At 68.3% G+C, this 15484-nt stretch carries 12 protein-coding genes; 4 read left to right on the top strand and 8 right to left on the bottom strand.

All coding sequences use genetic code 11. From position 1 onward, the window contains the following. Positions 1 to 15 precede the first annotated feature (15 nt). From KXC43_RS45230 to KXC43_RS45205, 6 genes are all read right to left on the bottom strand, one after another. On the bottom strand, positions 16 to 168 hold the full coding sequence (locus tag KXC43_RS45230) for a hypothetical protein (RefSeq protein ID WP_221382473.1): 153 nt from the start codon (positions 166 to 168) through the stop codon (positions 16 to 18). Between the two features lie 138 nt (positions 169 to 306). Then, positions 307 to 4215 carry an FxSxx-COOH system tetratricopeptide repeat protein gene (gene fxsT / locus KXC43_RS45225; protein WP_221382472.1) on the bottom strand — a complete coding sequence of 1303 codons (3909 nt, stop codon included), beginning with the start codon at positions 4213 to 4215 and terminating at the stop codon, positions 307 to 309. Between the two features lie 149 nt (positions 4216 to 4364). Then, the gene (gene fsxC, locus KXC43_RS45220) at positions 4365 to 5555 is read right to left on the bottom strand and encodes an FxsC protein (RefSeq protein WP_221382471.1); all 1191 of its coding nucleotides are present in this window, start codon (positions 5553 to 5555) and stop codon (positions 4365 to 4367) included. A 222-nt stretch (positions 5556 to 5777) separates the two neighbouring features. Continuing rightward, positions 5778 to 6932, bottom strand: coding sequence for an FxsB family cyclophane-forming radical SAM/SPASM peptide maturase (locus tag KXC43_RS45215; protein ID WP_221382470.1), 1155 nt, complete (start codon positions 6930 to 6932; stop codon positions 5778 to 5780). Further along, positions 6929 to 7105: a hypothetical protein gene (locus tag KXC43_RS45210; RefSeq protein ID WP_221382469.1), complete on the bottom strand. Its 177-nt coding sequence runs from the start codon at positions 7103 to 7105 to the stop codon at positions 6929 to 6931. The genes KXC43_RS45215 and KXC43_RS45210 overlap by 4 nt, the downstream gene beginning before the upstream one ends. A gap of 116 nt (positions 7106 to 7221) precedes the next feature. Further along, positions 7222 to 8040 (bottom strand): AAC(3) family N-acetyltransferase, encoded by an 819-nt coding sequence (locus KXC43_RS45205; protein ID WP_221382468.1) that lies wholly within the window; start codon positions 8038 to 8040, stop codon positions 7222 to 7224. 463 nt (positions 8041 to 8503) lie between these two features. Here KXC43_RS45205 and KXC43_RS53400 point away from each other — a divergent pair, with 463 nt between their 5' ends. From KXC43_RS53400 to KXC43_RS45190, 3 genes are all read left to right on the top strand, one after another. After that, positions 8504 to 8896 carry a helix-turn-helix domain-containing protein gene (locus KXC43_RS53400; RefSeq protein WP_221382525.1) on the top strand — a complete coding sequence of 131 codons (393 nt, stop codon included), beginning with the start codon at positions 8504 to 8506 and terminating at the stop codon, positions 8894 to 8896. Next, positions 8794 to 9219, top strand: coding sequence for a hypothetical protein (locus tag KXC43_RS45195; RefSeq protein WP_221382467.1), 426 nt, complete (start codon positions 8794 to 8796; stop codon positions 9217 to 9219). Before KXC43_RS53400 ends, KXC43_RS45195 begins: the two co-directional genes overlap by 103 nt. A 185-nt stretch (positions 9220 to 9404) precedes the next feature. After that, complete coding sequence (locus tag KXC43_RS45190) at positions 9405 to 10031, top strand: ribonuclease FAU-1 family protein (RefSeq protein ID WP_221382466.1); 627 nt, start codon at positions 9405 to 9407, stop codon at positions 10029 to 10031. 526 nt (positions 10032 to 10557) lie between these two features. Here the strand turns inward: KXC43_RS45190 and KXC43_RS45185 are convergent. After that, positions 10558 to 13698: a tetratricopeptide repeat protein gene (locus KXC43_RS45185; RefSeq protein ID WP_221382465.1), complete on the bottom strand. Its 3141-nt coding sequence runs from the start codon at positions 13696 to 13698 to the stop codon at positions 10558 to 10560. A gap of 5 nt (positions 13699 to 13703) precedes the next feature. After that, positions 13704 to 14246, bottom strand: a complete 543-nt coding sequence (locus KXC43_RS45180; protein WP_221382464.1) for a hypothetical protein — start codon at positions 14244 to 14246, stop codon at positions 13704 to 13706. A gap of 460 nt (positions 14247 to 14706) precedes the next feature. Here KXC43_RS45180 and KXC43_RS45175 point away from each other — a divergent pair, with 460 nt between their 5' ends. Beyond that, the gene (locus KXC43_RS45175; protein ID WP_221382463.1) at positions 14707 to 15339 is read left to right on the top strand and encodes a hypothetical protein; all 633 of its coding nucleotides are present in this window, start codon (positions 14707 to 14709) and stop codon (positions 15337 to 15339) included. Positions 15340 to 15484: the final 145 nt, after the last annotated feature.

Genomic DNA, 15484 nt, shown 5'->3' with positions numbered 1-15484 from the left:
GGTGCCGTCCCGAGGTTACGAGACGAAATTGGTGAAGGCGGTGACCGGGACCCGGTCGTCGAGCACGAGCCGGGTCAGCAGGGCTTGCAGGGCCGGGCTGTCGACACGGCCGGGATCGACATCCTCAAGATCGAAATCGAGGATGCAGTCGTCGATATCCGGCTCCATTGCCACCCCTCCGAGTCATGCGCGGGAAGCCTAGCACCCCACGAGCCAGATTCTCGGAGCCGTCCCGCACTCCTCAGAGTACGGCCACACGGACCCGTCCGACCTGAAGTTACCTCAACGGGGCACGGAGCGGCGGGGTCACGGCGAGGAGGTCTCGATGTCCACCCACACCCGGCCGGTGCCGCCCGGCGCGGGGTTGACCCCCGGGTCGGTGCCGATGCGGTCCAGTTCCAGCATCAGCGCGTCCGCGCCGGAGCGGTCCCCGGTGGCCAAGCGACTTGTGGCGAGGTTACGGGCCGCGGCGACGGCCACCGGGTGGCTACGGTTGCGCAGCCGCTCCCGCAGGTCGGACAGCACCACGGTGTCCAGTTGCTGCGCGGCCACGGTCTCCCCGGCCGAGAACAGCACGCTCGAGAAATTCATCCGGCAGATGGACACGTACGGGTGCACATCGGTGAGAACCTCCCGGAACCCGTCCACGGTCGCCGACAGTAGGGCCCGCGCCTCGGGCGGCCCGGCTGCGCCCGCTGCGACCAGGTAGATGGCGAGGTCGTTCGCCGCGGCCAGGGTGAAAGGGTGCCGGTCGCCAAGCACCCGCTGGTAACGTGACCAGGCCTCCCGCGCTCCGGTCACGGCGACGTCCGGTTTTCCGTCGGCTGCGCTGATGGCCGCGAGTTCGAGCTCGCACGCGAACGCGTCCGGGTGTTCCGCGACACCGATAGTCAGCGTCGCGGCGGCCTTCTCGACCTGCTTCCGTGCCTCCTCGAGCTGGCCCAGCCGGCGCAGCGTCGTGGCGAGTTCCCGTTGTGCGGTGGCGGTGACCCGGTGTCCCTTGTCTAGCGCGGTCAAGCACGACTCGAGGGTCTCCCGCAGGACCGCCTCGGAGCGGACCAAATCCCCGTCGGCGCGCAGGAACCTGCCAAGGTTGCATTTGTGCAGCAAGGTGTCACGCGAAACGGCGCCGAGGAACTCCTCGGAGTCTTTCGCCACTTGTTCACCGAGCTCGCGGGCACGGCTGAAGTCCCCCGCCAGGTAGAGCCATTGGGCGAGGTTGTTGCGCGCCAGCACGGTCCGCAGGTTGCTGTCACCCACTGTGGCCTGCCAGTGAACCAAGACCTTGTCGCCCAGCTCGACGGCCTGACCGTACTGCCCCAGCCCGGCGTACGCTGCAGCGGCACCACTCAGCGCGATCAGCGCGTACGGGTAGGTCTCTCCGCGCAACGCGGTCATCCGTGCGACGACCTGTTGCTCGATTTCCAGGGCGTCCTGGTAGTCGCCTCGGGCGAGCAGGATGTTGCCCAGCTCGCTGCGCAACCGCAACACGGACAGGTGATCCTGACCCAGTCGCGGCTCCCAGTTCGTCAGCGCACGGTCGGCGAGTCTGGCAGAACCAGCGAAGTCACCGCGGTAGCGCAGGTACCGCACCATGTCGATGGTCAGCGCGTGCACCTCGATATCGTCGGAGTCCAGCGCTCCCGAGGGCTCCAGATGCGCGAGAAGGCCTTGGTAAACGGGCCAGTTACGCTGATCCGAGGGCTCGCCGGGCTGCGCCTTCGCCAAGATCACGTGTATCTGCTCCCGCCTCCGCGACTGCTCCTCGGGAGCCAGGTCGCCCATGATCACACTTTGTACCAGGCGGTGCATGCGAAGCGCATGAACCGCTGAATCAACCCTGGCGAGGCCGAAACGCGTCGCCTCCCGCACCAGGGAGTTGCGCATGAGCCGGTCACGGAGCGCCGGGTCGTGCACTGCGAGCGCATCGGCCATGCCGGGGCTGTCCAACAGGCCTGCCGGAATCGGCTCCGGAGCCAAAAACGCTAGCAGTTCGACGAGGAATGCCGCAGCCGGGCTGGCAACTCGCAACCGTTTTTGGGAAAGCCGCCAGGTCTCGGCGGCCGGGTGCCGATACCCCGGCGGCGGCGGCTCGTTGAGAATGCGTGGCAACTGTTGGTCCAGAATTTCCAGATAGCTGTGCGCGCTCATCGCCGTAGTGGCCAGCCACATCGCTGCCTGCTCCACTGCCAGCGGCAGGTCGCCGAGCTTTGCGGCGATCTGGTCGGCATCGGCGTCGGTCAGCCCGGGCACCCGGTTGGTCAGCAGGGTGCGGCTCTCCGAGCGGTCGAAGACGTTAATGTCCAGCGTCCAGGCGGTACGTGACCACTCCTGTCCGGGCGTGGTCACGATGACATCACCCCCGCCGTTGGGCAGAAACCGCCGGACGTGCTCGGGGTCCTCGGTGTTGTCGAACACGAGGATCCAGCGCTTCGACGGCTTGCCGAGCCGCAGTGCCTCCAGCACCGCGGCCGCCTCGTCGTCGGCCCGACCGGACCCGGCGATCGTCAGGCCGAGTTCCCCGGCCAGGTCGGCGAGGGCGGTCACCACCAGCTGTGGCTGGTCTGCGGAGATCCACCACACAACGTCGTAGTCCGCCGCGAAGCGGTGCAAATACTCGACGGCGATCTGGGTCTTGCCGACCCCGCCGATACCCTGCAGCACTGCCGGCCCGGTCTGCGCGGTGCTGGAGTTTAGCCGCTCCCGCAGTTCCTCCAGGGTGGCGTCGCGCCCGGTGAAACTGGTGTTACGAGCGGGCGCCCGCCATACCCTGGCCGGTTCGAACGGGAACCGGGGATGCGGCCCGCTCGATGCCGGGGGGCGTTCCATGGCGAAGTCTCGAATGTCCAGCCGGGCCAGCAGGGCGTCCCGGGCGACCCGCTCGGGAACGTTGAACATGTCCACTGGCTCGCGTTCGCTGAACGGCGTCGGCGGGCGGGTGCCGTCGACCCGTACGGGCACCAGGAACCGGCCGTAGCCCGGCAGATCGCGCCGCGACGCTAGCTCCCACCAATGCAGCATCTGCGGCAGCCGCACCGACTCGCGGGACAGCAGCATAATGGCGTACTCCGAATGGGCGACCAGCTCGTCGGCGTCCTCGGTCACCTTCACGTCGCGCAACACGTAGCGCTGCCCTGCGCGTTGCAGTTCGTGCCCAACCCATTCGGCCCAGATCCGGTCCCGCGGGGTGTAGCAGATCAGCGCCGGCTGCGGCGTCGCGCTGCCCCGCTGCTCGAACTCCGACAGCCAGCCTCGCCGGATCGTCTCGGGAATCGTCGGGAGGTTGATCTCCTCACCGACCAGTTCGCCGGCCAAACGCTCGTAGGCAGCCAGCAGCGTATTCTCCTGGTAAGGCCGGTCCCCGAAGACCGCCAAGGTCTCTTCGTACGCGTACAAGATCTTGTAGGGCAGCTCGACTCGACCCCAGTACCTGCCGTGGTCGGTGAAGCCCAACGCGGCGATGTAGTCGCGGAAGCGCTGCTGTGCCAGGCCGCGGCGCCGGTCGAGTTTGGCGGTCTCGCCATCCTCCACCCGGCTAGGTACCGGGAAGATCCGGATGTCGGGCCGCATTCGTCGAATCGAATCGGCCACCGCGCCGGCGCCGTCGATGCTCTGGTTGTTGTACGCGAAACAGTCGACGACGACGTCGGGCAGGGCCACCGTGCAAATCCCCGCGTTATCGCTGAGCCCTGTCCGGCTGTCGATCAGCACGATGTCATAGCTGCCGCGCATGTCCTCCGCCAGCGCGGCTAGAAACTCCTGGCCGTTTAGTCCCGCGTAGAACGTGTCCCAGTCGAAGTGGCTCACCAGTTGCGAGTACTCCGTTACCTGACGGCCGGAACACACGAAGTCGATAGAGCCGCCGCGCGGGAAGTCGTAGCGCTCCAGTGACGTGGCGAAGTCCCGTACCCGCGCCAGGCGCTGCACGTCGCCGGGCGACAGACTGCCGCCGTCCTTCACGGCGCGAGCGGCCAGTTTCTCAAAACGGGTGATGGCCTCGATGACCCCTGCCGAATGCCGCAGGTCACGGTCGGCCAGGAACGGCGCGAAATAGCGGTGCAGCCCGGGTGACTCCAGGTCCCAGTCCACCGTCAGGACGCGCCGGCCGGTGCTGGCCAGGATCCACGCAACGTTCGCCAGCGCCATCGTTCGCCCGACACCGCCCTTGAACGAGTAGAACGTGATGACCTGGCCACCGGCACCCGAGGATTCCATGCTCTACCGCCCCTATGTCCGATCCGCGACTACGGATGCCATGGTCGGCCGGGTTCCCCTTGTCCGCTTTTTCCCGAATGCGTCAAGAAGCCTAAAAGGCCGAACGTGATGAGTTGTCGTTACTGGTAACGAACCCGCCGGACCGCCGATCATGGACCCTCCAGCACCGGACGGCCGACCGCGTGACGGTCGGCGGACCTGCCCTCCGGCCTGGTCGGGCGGCTGACCTGCCGCTGGGCCACCGCAATCGCCACCGATAGATCCGCGTCGAAGTCGTCTGCGGAGTCCACCTCCGGGTGAAACAAGTGATCGCGGCGCACCGATCGGCCGGGAAACGCCGCGAGCACCGCCCGGCGTAACTCGTTGCGATGATTCGCGGTCTCCGGGTCGTCGCGGCTAGCCGGAATGAGGACTACCGTCGTCGCGTCGTCACGACTGCCGATCTCGCGCAGCGCCGAACGGAGATGGTCGAGCCAGGTGATCGCCCATGCGTCCACCAGCAGCACCAGGATGTCCTGGCGCGGCCCGGTACGCAGTCTTTCCGGGACGGACTCCAACGACACCACCTCGGAACGTAGCCGCCGGTCGGAAGCGATCTCCCGAGCCCGGGACGCCACCGACTGCACCGCCTGCGGCTGGAACGGCGCCCAGTCCTCCCGGCGTACCCCATAGAACTGAAGGTCCGTACGGACGGCGCGCATTTGCTCGCGGGTGCCGGCGGCCACCACCACGACGACCTTGGCCGGCAGATCCGCGCGCCCCAGCGCGGCCAGCCGGGACTCGAAGACGTTGGGCACCGCGTCCAAGTCGATACCGAGCTGTGCCGGCGGTAAGCGGTAGGCGTGCGCGGACGCGACCACCCGATGCGCCAGTGAGGTCACGAATGCCCGATAGGCGGGACGGTGCGACTGCAACCTGATCAGCACTCGCAGATCCTCGCCGTTGGGCGCCCGGTGCGGCCGGACGTCCAGGTCCGGCTCGGTGAACAAGTCGTCGGGCAGATCGTCACGGGCCCACTGCACCGGCATAAGCCGATCCTCGCTTTGACTCATCTCGGCCTGGCGGGCGCGCACCCGCTCCGCGAATACTCCCCAGCGCCGCCCGCATCGCTCGTCCATCAGATATCTCAGCGAGCACAGCGGGATGAAGGTCTGGCAGCTGCTCAATGCGTTACGTGCGTCGACCGGCCACTTTGCACCGCTGCTGTCGTCCAGATAACCCACCGCCTGCTGCGGCTCGCTGCCGATCCGCCGGATGATCTCGACGGAGAGGTCACGGTGCAGCCTGCGCACGAAAATCACGTCCTCGTCGGACGCATAGCTCATGAAGAAATACAGCATTTGGCCTCCCGACGACCGTCAACGAGGACGGAACGGCCACTCGGTTCGCCTGCGCATAAACCGCGACTGGAACATCGGCCTCCTCGGGGCCGGCCGGCGGCCACCCATGAGCGGCCACCCGGACTGGGCCTCTGTCATTAGTACCGCAATCGGGGCGCGGGAAGGTACCCCTGGAGCGGCGCGAAACCGTCGGCCGGGCCAGCGGTCCGGCATGCGCCGCCGCTACGGCAGGTCCGCGGCCAACCGCCGCGCCGCGTGCTCGATCAGCGCAGCCAGGTCAGCACAATAGACCGACGGGTTATCGAACTGCCGATCACGGCCGAACCGGTGAGCGTAGAGTCCGCCACCGCAGGCCTCCACCAGCGGGCACTCTTGGCATTTGCTCGACAATCCCGACACTCCAGCCTGTCTGGCCCGCGCACCCGGATGTTCGAGATATTGATCGAACGAGTGCCACCGCACATGCAGGCCGGTCGCCGCAGCACCGTGGGCAACGATCTTCAGCATGTCGCCCTGCTCCAGGCTGCCGTCGGTCTCGACGGTCACTAGATCGACTTGGCCCAGGCCGAGGGCCTCGCTGCCGCCCGGACCGCCCAGCAGTAGCGACACTAGGGACTCGAAGAGCCGCACCCGGCTGACCGGCCCCGCGGCGTCGTACCACAGGTCGAAGACGGTGATCAGCCAGTCGGCATAGGCCGAGCGCGACAGGTCGGCCGGACGTCCCGGCGGTGGACTGTCCCAGGTGCCGTGCGGTAGCAGGAAGTCGATCTCCGGCGGGTTGAACGACAGCAGGTGGGAGAAGACCTGCGCCGGGTCGTTGTTGACATCCACAGTGCACAGAATTCCACCGAATAACGGCCGGTGCCGGGCCTCGTTGAGCCGCCGCAGCGCCCGGGCGGCGCCCGCGTGACTGCCCCTCCCACCGGCGTGGCGCCGGTGCCGGTCGTTGGCCGCCGGCGGCCCGTCCAGGCTGACACCGACCTGGATCCGGTGTGCCGCGAACAGCTCCAGGTAAGCGTCGTCGAGTAGTAGCCCGTTGGTCTGCACCCCGAGAGTGACCTTGGTGTGGCTAGTGACCGCGGCACGTACCGCCCGGGCCAGGTAATCGATTGTCTGAGGGCCGGCCAGTAGCGGCTCGCCGCCGTGCAGAATCACGGTGAGAAACGGCAGATCGTGCTTGCCCGCGTGCTCGGCGATCCGGGCGGCCGTCAGGTCGATCGTTCGGCGCGACATGACCCGCGGCCGGTCCCGCCAGCTCTGGTCGGCGTGCTGGTAGACATAGCAGTAGTCGCACGCAAGATTACACCGGCTGTGCACCTTCAGGAGGATCTGCCGAACCGGGACGAGGCTGCGGAACGGATCGGGCGTGGCCCTCACTCGTTCAGCGCTTCGGCGGTCTTCCCACCGACGAAGTTGTTGAACCCCTTCGGATGCACCTCATAGTCCCCCAGAACCCACCGCAGCGCCGGGCGACGCCGGCGCAGCGCGGCCGCCGCTGGCTCCGCACCGAGCCGCTGCCGCAGGGTTATGAGACGTTCGTGGTTGCTCATGGGACCTCGCATCGGTAACCGGCACCCGGCCGAACGGTGGGTAGTGGCCCATTGCCAAGCGTAAGCGGTCGATGTCAATGCGTACAGCGATCGCGAAAGAGTCGGCATTACCACGCCTACGGGACCCGGTGCTGCAGCAACCATTCCTCAGCGAACGCAACTGCCTGCGCGAACTCCAGCAGACGGCTGTCCGCCGCGCCGACCGGGCCGCGGCATACCACCCCGGAACGCTCCAGATCCGCGCCGAGCGCCGCGAAATCACTCGCGTCCAGCCGCACCCCCTGATAGTGCACCCACGCCCGCCCTCGCGACGTCTGCACCACACACGCGTTGGGCCGTGGCGTCACCCACGGCAGCCGGTACTCGGCAAGATGCAGCGCCGTGCACCGGTCGAAACCCACCCCCAGCAGCAGCACCACCGCCCCGGCCGCCTCGAGCGCCGCCAGCGGCGACTGCTCCCCCAGCTCGCTGGTCAGCTCGTGACGGCTCATCAGCTGCACGGCCCGCGCGCCGACCCCCGCGAACGACGTCTGCGGGTGCGGGCTGCGCCGCGCCCCAGGCCAGCAGCGCACCGTCTCCGCGACGATCCCTAGCTCTCGACACGAGGTGACAGCCGGGTCATAGGCCGGCATCGCCGCGCGGATCGCAGGGAACCACGACGGCGGGACCTCCGGGCCGGCCCACCGCACCGGGTCGCGGTTCTGGGTGGAGAAGGCCGGCACCACCAGTGTGCCGTCCGGGCCGAGCACGTCCAGCAGCGCCCGCACAACGCTCACCGCGCCGCCGCACACCCAGCCCAGCGACCGCAGCGACGAGTGCACCAGCACAGTCGCGCCCGCGCCTAATCCAAGTGTCCGCAGGTCCTCGGCTATGGACTCCCGGGTCCGGGGCCCCGTCCCGGCCACGGCTGGGACCGACGACGGAGTCGATGCCATACACACACTCCAAACTAGTCACCGTGCCGGGTCCGGCCCCACGGTATCCGCGTACCGGCACCGGCCCGGCCGGCGTTCGGCAATCTATGAGCGCCGTCGGCAACGTCCTCGCCGAGTCGCTCAACGCCACCTTCAAGGCGAGGCACGTCTGACCTCGTTCCGATGGCTGCACCGCTACAACGACGGTCTCCAAGGGGCGTTGCAACATCTGCTTTGAGCAGGAAGTCGCTATCTATTCGACTCGTTGTCTGCCCGGGGCACCGGGCGGTTTGCCGCGAACTGAGAAGCGGAGCAGTACCTGCATTGATGGCGCGGGGCATGAACGACTGCGAGGCGTGCCGGATCGTCGGGGTCGGCCGGAGACCGGGATCTACTGGCTTTACGGCCGGATGGTGAAGAACCCCGATGGCTCGGTGCGCCGACATGACCGATCATGGCGTCCGTGCAGATCTCTGAATAATTCCTGGCGGAAAACGAGCGGGTCACCATCGCCGATCGTCACCGAGGCGGGTGTGGCATCCGCGGCATCGCGACTGAACTGAGTCGTAGTCCCTCAACGCTTAGCCGTCAGGTCAAGCGCAATACGGCGACCCATCACCGGACGATATCATCACTTCGGGCACAGAACGGGTCAAGTTCGCCGGGCAGGACCCAAGACCTACCAGGGCCGGTTCCCGGCGATCCGGCGCGCCCAAGAACGGCGCTTACCTTGCCGTCGGGATCGAACTGGCCGGCCTACCCGTACTGGTCGACGTGTTCCTGTGGCCGGCTGCGACCGCCACCGTATCCGCCGGCGCCGCTGTGGTGTACGAACGCGACGCGCTGCCCCGCTCCACGCTGGGCTTCGTACCCCTGATGGACCACCATCGAAGCGACGACGGGCGCGGTTCAGACCCTGACGTCCCCGGCACCGTGCTGATGCTCATCCAACTGGCGGGTAAACATTTGGTCCGCGGCAACCAGCCGAAGCTCACCGAGATCTGCGGCCAGCTCGCCATCCCCGCCGACAGCTGCGACGTCGCCGCCCTGCGTGCCGTCCTCGACCAGCGCATCGACACCACCGCCCACCCCGACTCCACCGACGCCGTACGCGCCGCACACCGGCTCCTCGACCTCATCGAACAGCAGCTCAGGAGCACCCCCGACTCTGCCATCGCGACCCCACGCGACCAGCACTGACCGACTCAGACCGCGTCCACAACTGCGCTTATCGCAGGGGGTAGGACCGGCATAGCCGCCCAGCAACATCAGGCACCGCGCGCCTCGAGCTTTCTGACCGCTCTCGAGCATCCGTGCGCCACACCTCTGCACGACGGGAGAGCTTGACGATGACCTCGTCGCCATTCGCCGTAGGTACCACGGTCGTGCGCCGTGACCTGCTCAACGACCGGGTATGGACCGCAGCGCCGCACCGCGTTCTGCACGACGACGGGACCACACTGGTCTTGGTGACCTGGCCCGGCACCGTCGGATACACCCCGACCAACTGGATCAGATGGTTCGCCACCGGCAACGAACAGGCCCGCCATCAAGCGGTCGCCGACCTGGCCGGCGGCCACTGGGAACTCGGCCGGTGGGTCTGGCAGGACACGATCGTCTTGACGTGGGTCGGGCTCGACCCGGACTTCAACCTGCAGCTCTACCTGCCCGTCGATGGCAGCCAACAGCATTGGAAGATCAACTTTGAGCGTCCGGTGCACCGGACTCCTGCCGGTATCGACACCTTCGACCTGCTGCTGGACCTCGTCACTGGCCCCGCCGGCTCATGGCAAATGAAAGACGTCGACGAATACGACGAGGTCCGCCGCGCTGGTCTGATCCTCGATGCGGAACACGAACGGGTGCAAGCGGCCACACACCGCGCGTTCGCCTTGGTCGAGGCAGCTCTGGGACCCCTGTCTGAGGACTGGACAGCCTGGCGTGTGCCCGAAGGCTGGCCCACACCACAATTGCCGCCGGGCGCGTTGGGCAGTGCCGTTTGGCAGTGTTGACCGGCTCAGCCAAGAACGAGTGCGAAGGCCTGGTTAGGTCAGCTGCCCCTTTCAACGGACCGAAGCTGGGCGTCTGCGATCGCCAAGAGACACCCGGGGGAACGATCCCTTGTTGAGTCAGCCTTGCCGACGACTGGCCGAGGCGGCTGCCCGCTGAGTAAGTTCACGCCACGGATCGGCTGGCTCCGACGTGCTTTCCGGTTGGCACTCAGCTATCGCAGGATCGAGTCCCGGGTCATCGCTGTGCAAGCGTCGGGCGGTGGGCCCGAATCGTGAGGTTCTCCCCGAGCGATGCACTCCACGCGGCACCGTACTCTGCCACGGCTGCAAGGCGCGCCTTATCGGCGGCAAATCCGTACGTCTCTGATGGCCACAGGTGGTGCATAGTCATGCGCTGAATGACAGTCGGTTGCGCGGCCGAGGTGAGTTGACGAAGCGGCGGACATGCGACGGCCTCTGTGCCGGAGCGGGCCTTTATAACCCGTAGGCCGCAAACTCTCTCACACACCCGCCACCGGCCCGGGGTCTATCCCCTGAAACTCAACCCTCCCTCGGCGCCTGGCCGAGTACCGGCCGCTTCGTCGAGTTGCTGGCGTAGGTTCGTAGCCTCCTCGGTACGGCCAAGACCGTCGAGCACGTCGGCCAGGGTCCGACACGCCGAGAACAGCTGCCCGGAGAACATCTCCGGCAGGCGGCGCCCGAGCGGCTCGTAGAGACTGATCGCCTCCGTGATCGATTTCAGAGCCTCGGCGTAGTTTGCCGGCACGTTTACGCAGACCCACCCGTACGCCCACAACGACATGGCGAGGTGGGGCAGGTGGGCGTCGGGGTGGGCCTCGGCCAGCCGACGCCGAATGGTGACGGCTTCCTCGGCCGTGGCCAGCGCCTGCTCCCGCCGGCCCATCTCGGACAGGCGGCTGCCGAAGTTGTTCAACGACATGGCGAGGTTGGGCAAGTAGGCGTCGGGGTGGGCCTTTGCCAGCTGGCGGTAGATGCCGGTGGCTTCCTCGGCCGTGGCCAGCGCCTGCTCTCGCCGGCCCATCTCGGACAGGCGGTTGCCGAAGTTGTTCAACGACATGGCGAGGTGGGGCAGGTAGGCGTCGGGGTGGGCCTCGGCCAGCCGACGCTGAATGGTGACGGCTTCCTCGGCTGGGGCCAGTGCCTGGTCCCGCCGGCCCAGCTCGGACAGGAGGGTGCCGAGGTTGTTCAACGAGGTGGCGAAGTGGGGCAGGTAGGCGTCGGGGTGGGCCTCGGCCAGCCGACGCTGAATGGTGACGGCTTCCTCGGCCGTGACCAGCGCCTGCTCCCGCCGGCCCAGCCCGGACAGGCGGTTGCCGAGGTTGTTCAACGACGCGGCGAGGTTGGGCAGGTGGGCGTCGGGGTGGGCCTCTGCGAGCTGGCGGTAGATGCCGGTGGCTTCCTCGGCTGGGGCCAGTGCCTGGTCCCGCCGGCCCAGCCCGGACTGGAAAGTGCCGAGGTTGGTCAACGACGCGGCCAGGTGGGGCAGGTAGGCGTCGGGGTGGGCCTCTGCGAGCTGGCGGTAGATGCCGGTGGCTTCCTCGGCTGGAGCCAGTGCCTGGTCCCGCCGGCCCAGCTCGGACAGGAGGGTGCCGAGGTTGTTCAACGAGGTGGCGAGGTCGGGTAGGTAGGCGTCGGGGTGGGCCTCGGCCAGCCGACGCCGAATGGTGACGGCTTCCTCGGCCGGGGCCAGCGCCTGCTCCCGCCGGCCCAGCCCGGACAGGAAAGCGCCGAGGTTGTTCAACGAGGTGGCGAGGTCGGGTAGGTAGGCGTTGGGGTGGGCCTCTGCGAGCCGGCGGTAGATTCCGGTGGCTTCCTCGGCCGGGGCCAGCGCCTGCTCCCGTCGGCCCAGCTCGGACAGGCGGTTGCCGAGGTTGTTCAACGACGCGGCGAGGTTGGGCAGGTGGGCGTCGGGGTGGGCCTCTGCGAGCTGGCGGTAGATTCCGGTGGCTTCCTCGGCCGGGGCCAGCGCCTGTTGGCGCTGGCCGATGTTCGCGAGTCGGATGGCGAGGTTGCTGGAGTGCCGGGCGCGTTGTTGGTCGATGTTGTCGGTGTGGTCGAGCAGGTGCTGGGCCAGGGTGGCGGCCGCGGGGCCGAGGTCCAGGGAGTGATGTGGCAGCAGTCCATAGATGGTTTCAGCGAGGGCGGGACTGGTGTACCCGGCGACGGCGGTCAGGGCGATGCCGCCGGCCTGGACCGGAAGGGCCGGGTCGGTGGTCAGCAGGGTTTGCAGCCAGCCCTGAATGTGTGGGTGCCGGCCGGCTGCCGCGGCCAAGAAGATCAAAATTCGGGCGACGTGGCCCACGGGTTTCTGCCCGCGGCCACGGGCGATCAGCGGGCCGGGCAGGTAGGCGACGGTGTCGTCCGTAGTGCGATGGGCGGTCAACAGTGTGGTCGCTGTCCAGGAGTCGGTGTGCCCGCTGACGGTGACCAGTTGGCCGGTGGGGGCGGCGGGCAGGCTCAACGCGATGAAGTCTTCGGCGAGGCGGTCCGGGTACATCGGTTCTAGCACCGTGCCGGCACCGGGAGGCGGGTAGCAGCGGTCGTGGGCGTCGAGCAGTTTCTGCCCCACCGCGCCGTCGGCCAGTTTGGTCAGTGCCAGCAGCCGGATCCCGTCATCGCGCGTCTGTGGCCCGGCCAGGCAGGCCAGCAGCACCGTGCGCGCCGCCGCGGTGACCGTGTCCGGGGCGCTGCCGTGCAATCTGGCCCAGTAGGCGCGTTCACGGTCCAGCAGGTAGCCGGTCACATCGCCAGCCGTGGCCGGCGGGGCCGTCTGCCGGGTGTAGGCGTCGACGGTGGCCAGCGCCGTCATGTGAAGGCCGAGGGCGGTCCCATACACCCGGTCGTCGCCCAGGTCGGCGGGCGGCTGCCACCGGCCGGGCCAGCCAGACCCGGGCATGTCAGGCTGGTAGACCTCGCTGAATCGGCGGCAGGCCGCTTCGAACAGAACCCGCCGGCCCGGCCCGTCACTGGCCAGCGCGAGCAGTGGCCGCGGCTCGGCGCCGTCGACATAGCCAAGCCGGGGCAGTTCGGCGGCGACCGTGGGCCACCAGTCGACCGAACGGGCCAGCAGCAGCACCCGCACCTTCGGCGCCCGAGACCGGCAATCCGCCAACAGGCGCAGCAGATCATGGACCGGCCACCGCTCCGCGTAGTCGACCAGCAACAACAAGGGCCGGCGCCCGGCCGGCAGCCACCGCCGCGGCGTGCCCAACGGCTTTACGGCCACATCCGGCGGAGCGGCGTCGCGGTGCCCGGCCACCGCCACCCGCCAACCCGCAGCAGCACTCTGTCGGCCCAACTGCTGAGCGAGGCGGGTCTTGCCCTGCCCACCTGGGCCGTGCCACGCCCACGCCCGGCACACACCCGGATCGTCCTGCCACTGCCCAAGCGCAGTCAGCTCAGCGGAACGGCCGGTGAAATCGATCGCCTGCCGCCGCGCGGTCAGCAACATGCTCGGCTGCCGCCGCGACGCGGTCAGCTCGCCCAGGCCGGCCGCCGGCGGGTCCACGAACGCGTTCACCGTGAACGGCGGCACACCCGCCTCGTTGATGATCAGGTCCCGGCCGGCTACGAACGCGTCGCCACCGGCAGACGCAAACTGACCACGCCGCCCGGCCGCATCGTCGCCGCCTGACAGCCCGGTCACCGCCGTCATCGTGGGTCCCGGCCGTCCTCAACGTGCAGATCCCGACCGGCCGCCCTCGCGTCTCGATCGGCCTGCACATCCTGCCTCTCGACCCGATCGTCACCCGCCCGCCCGGAACCCCACCGACCCAGGCCCTTGCGCGGGCCGATAGTCAGGTCCCGTCCCGCCACAGTCGCGTCACCGCCGGCGCGGACCTTTTGCACCAAGCCAGCAGCAGCGGCCTGCGACGGACCCGCCACCATCAGTGCCCGTCGGGCCAGGACCACCCCGTACGCCGCCAGCGGCACACCACCGACCGCCAGCACGGCGGCCACCACACTGGCGACCTGATCAGCCGTAGTCAGCTGATCCGCCGTCAATCGGGTCACCAACACCCACACCCCAGCTGCAATTGCCAGCAGCCCTGCAACCAGCCAGCCCAGCCATCTGACCCCGCCGCCACGCGTCATACCGCCATCATGGACCAAACCATCCACCCACGACACCGACGAAACCGATACCACAGGTTCTCCGAACAGCCGCAACGCCGAATGCACATGCTCAGGCATGCATGTCTACACGTCCACTGAGTCGACCTGTCATTGGCTACAAATCCGTGCACGCCGGAAGGCGGATTCGATACACACTGCCATCATCAGGCCAGCCCACGCGTATAACGCTGCTGTCGATACAGCAAGCAGGGGACCAGGGCAGCTGTGTGGCCCATGATCATCGAGCTTAACCTTGCCGACGGCTGTGGCGGTGGCGGCTTCGTTGGTTCTCCCCAGGCGTCGACCGCTGCTCGGCCACCCAGGTTTGCCCGCAGTCACCGGAGCACGATCGAGCGCACGCCTGCCGGTTCGCCCGCATCCCCGCGGGTGGCACACCCAGATAGGCGGCTGCTCGGCGGCATATGTGATCATCCATGCGAGGTGTGATCGCGCTGGTCATCCGCGTTCCATGCTTCTCATACGCGGCTTCTACAATGCCGCCGTTTCCCCGGCCGCAAATTTTGAATGTGGAGAAGGTATGGCTTTCCGAGAACTCCAGGCGATGCAGGTTGCCTACGACCTGCTGTCCCCGCTCGAGCCGAGTGCGCAACAACGCGTCATGGCCTGGTTGTCGGCGGCGCTCGCGGACGCCGACAGCGTCGCCCTGGCCGTAGACGACCCGGCCGTACCAGGAATGCCGGTCGCGGACGAGCCGGAGGAGACCGCCTCCCCGGATAGCGTCACCGACGGTGCGGCACAACCCGAACGGGCCGTATCTGCCCTGGCGACCGCAGCGCCACCGGCGCCCGCCGTCGAACCTGTGGCCGCGGCTGAACCACAGGCCGCCGTCGAGCCAGAGCCCGAGCCGGGGCCAGTGGCCGAACCGGCGCCAACCCCACGGCCCAAGCGCGGCCGGTCCGCGCAGGCGCCCGGCCGGCGCGCCGCCAAGGCGACGAGGGCTTCGGTGACCGCGACGCCGGCGCCGACAGCACCAGGGCGCCGCGGCGAGAGGCCCAGCGGTGAGCAGTTCCTTGCCGACCTCACCGCCGCCGGCTCGTTCAAGGCCCTCGCCAAGAACTACGGCAAGTCGATCGGCACCATCGGCAACTGGGCGAACCAGCTACGCGAGCAGGGATTCGACATCCCGGTCGGTCGCCAGAAGAAGGTCTGAAACACCAGCCGTGGGCTGGGACCGAGCCCGATAGGGTCCGTCCCCGCCCACGCGGCCCCCACTCTTCCGCGGCTGGCCTGAGCTAGCGGCAACACACGGTCAGCGCTCGACTGGTCTACGGCCTGATGCGGGGAGCTTGATCGGT

Origin of the sequence: Paractinoplanes polyasparticus (assembly GCF_019710575.1) — a bacterium.
Lineage (GTDB): Bacteria > Actinomycetota > Actinomycetes > Mycobacteriales > Micromonosporaceae > Actinoplanes > Actinoplanes polyasparticus.
The sequence above is the reverse complement of the archived record's forward strand: the minus strand, read 5'-3'. Positions and strand labels throughout refer to the sequence as shown.

Bases quoted from the DNA above. Each gene is read 5' to 3' on its own strand.
- KXC43_RS45205 (WP_221382468.1), bottom strand. From the start codon at position 8,040: ATGGCATCGACTCCGTCGTCGGTCCCAGCCGTGGCCGGGACGGGGCCC.
- fxsT (WP_221382472.1), bottom strand. From the start codon at position 4,215: ATGGAATCCTCGGGTGCCGGTGGCCAGGTCATCACGTTCTACTCGTTC.
- fsxC (WP_221382471.1), bottom strand. From the start codon at position 5,555: ATGCTGTATTTCTTCATGAGCTATGCGTCCGACGAGGACGTGATTTTC.
- KXC43_RS45230 (WP_221382473.1), bottom strand. From the start codon at position 168: ATGGAGCCGGATATCGACGACTGCATCCTCGATTTCGATCTTGAGGAT.
- KXC43_RS45175 (WP_221382463.1), top strand. From the start codon at position 14,707: ATGGCTTTCCGAGAACTCCAGGCGATGCAGGTTGCCTACGACCTGCTG.
- KXC43_RS45210 (WP_221382469.1), bottom strand. From the start codon at position 7,105: ATGAGCAACCACGAACGTCTCATAACCCTGCGGCAGCGGCTCGGTGCG.
- KXC43_RS45180 (WP_221382464.1), bottom strand. From the start codon at position 14,246: ATGCCTGAGCATGTGCATTCGGCGTTGCGGCTGTTCGGAGAACCTGTG.